Consider the following 2,073-nt stretch of genomic DNA (forward strand, 5'->3'; position numbering starts at 1 on the left):
CATGGGGGCATTGCGGCTGGGGTTGTCTCTTTCATCGCTGATCTTTCAACGTAAAGTGCTTACTCTTTAACGATTATACTCGATTTGATCTTTATTTGGCGTTTAAGTCCCACTATTTACTCTTCATCAAGCGCCTAGATGACCTAGAACTGGCTAAGGAGCGTAGGGCCCAACGATTAGGCGAAAATCTCGAAAATCCCACCTTTACCCCCAGCCAACAGCATATCCGTTGGTCCCGCTTCAAAAATATCGATGATGCCGAGACAATGCTCCAGATTGTCCGGGATGAAGCGTTTCCCTTTATCAAAGATCTGGGGCAATTGTCCAAGGGTAGCACCTACGCTAAACACATGAAGGACGCGGTGTTTCTCATCGCGTCTCCGGCGCTGCTGGGGACAGTAATCGAGCAAATTGAAAAAATCCCCATGGAAGACCGGGACACCAAAGGCGACCTTTACGAGTATATGCTCTCGAAACTGAGTACAGCCGGGACTAACGGACAGTTTCGCACACCGCGCCATATTATCAAAATGATGGTGGAGTTATTAGCGCCAGGACCCCGGGAAGTTATCTGTGATCCGGCCTGTGGCACAGGAGGCTTTTTAGTGGCGGCTGCCGAGTATGTGCGGGAGTTAAAGGACAGCGAGGGGGGACGTTTGCTCCATGAACGCGGCAACCTAGAGCATTTCAATAACCAAATGTTCCACGGTTTTGATTTCGATGCCACGATGTTACGCATCGGCAGCATGAACCTGATGTTACACGGTATCGAGCAGCCGATTATCGAGGCCCGGGATTCCCTATCGGAGGATCACGCCGGGGTAGAGGATAGTTTTACCATGATTCTGGCTAATCCACCGTTTAAGGGTTCGGTGGAGAAGTCCACTATTGCCAAGGATTTATCGAAAATCATCGACACCACTAAAACCGAGTTATTATTCATGGCCCTGTTTTTGCGGTTGCTGAAGACGGGGGGAAAAGGTGCGGTAATTGTGCCGGATGGGGTGCTATTTGGCTCGTCCAAGGCCCATAAGGACATCCGCACCATCTTGGTAGAAGAACATAAGCTAGAGGGGGTGATATCGATGCCGTCGGGGGTGTTTAAACCTTACGCGGGGGTATCTACCGCAATCCTGATTTTTACGAAGCTGGGGGTAAGGGAAAAGGGGACTGACTTCGTTTGGTTTTATGACATGGTGGCGGATGGTTTCTCTCTCGATGATAAGCGCCAACCGATTGCCGATAATGATATCCCGGACTTGCTGCGCTGTTGGCAGCAACGCGACTCCGCTAAGGATACCAACCGCCAAGGGAAGGCGTTTTTTGTGCCTCGCGAGGAGATTCAGGCCAATGCTTATGATCTATCAATTAACCGCTATAAAGAGATAGAGTACGAGGAAGTGAGCTATGAGCCGCCGAAGGTGATTTTACAGAAGTTAAGGGCTTTAGAGGCTGATATTCGTCAGGATTTGGACGCATTAGAGGAGATGTTAGGAGATTAGGAGATGAAAAATCTACAGCTAGAGGTTATTCTGCGGGAGATAAAAGATTATTTCCATCTGCTCTATCAAAACCAATTACAGAAAATCGTCCTTTACGGTTCCCAAGCACGGGAAGATGGACGGGAAGATTCTGATATCGATCTTTTGGTCATTCTTTCTGGTGTGGTGGATCCTTATCAGGAAATTGACCGCACGAGTGAATTTATCGCTAGGCTTTGCCTTGATTATAATGTGGTTGTTTCCCGTCATTTTATCTCTGCGGCAAAGTTCCAGAGCGGAGATAATCCATTTCTTGACAATATACGACGCGAAGGGGTTACGCTTTGAGCAATGATTGCATTGGTAGTTTTGCTCAACCGAAAGGATATTTGATTTATGCTGAGAAATAAGATTTGTCGGCATTTAGATTCCAAGAGAGTGGTGGGTTACGCTATCGCTAACCCACCCTACCCATTGAAGGGAGAAGAGTTCATGGTAGGGTGGGTTAGACGGCAACAATCTAGGCGTTAAAGTCAATCTAACAATCCGTCGTAACCCACCGCTTTAGTCCACCGAAAGGATATTTGATTTA

Annotated in this window: 2 protein-coding genes; both read left to right on the forward strand. The window is 47.7% G+C overall.

The window, feature by feature from the left end:
* The first annotated feature begins 95 nt into the window (after positions 1-95).
* A complete protein-coding gene (locus PX636_RS10635; RefSeq protein WP_288117111.1) occupies positions 96-1,502 on the forward strand; it encodes a type I restriction-modification system subunit M in 1,407 nt (468 codons plus the stop codon).
* A gap of 3 nt (positions 1,503-1,505) precedes the next feature.
* Positions 1,506-1,829 carry a nucleotidyltransferase domain-containing protein gene (locus tag PX636_RS10640; RefSeq protein ID WP_002750888.1) on the forward strand — a complete coding sequence of 108 codons (324 nt, stop codon included), beginning with the start codon at positions 1,506-1,508 and terminating at the stop codon, positions 1,827-1,829.
* Positions 1,830-2,073 lie beyond the last annotated feature (244 nt).

This window comes from Microcystis sp. M53598_WE2 (assembly GCF_030067735.1).
GTDB lineage: Bacteria > Cyanobacteriota > Cyanobacteriia > Cyanobacteriales > Microcystaceae > Microcystis > Microcystis aeruginosa.

Coding starts and splice junctions, on each gene's coding strand:
- PX636_RS10640 (WP_002750888.1), top strand. CDS start 1,506: ATGAAAAATCTACAGCTAGAGGTTATTCTGCGGGAGATAAAAGATTAT.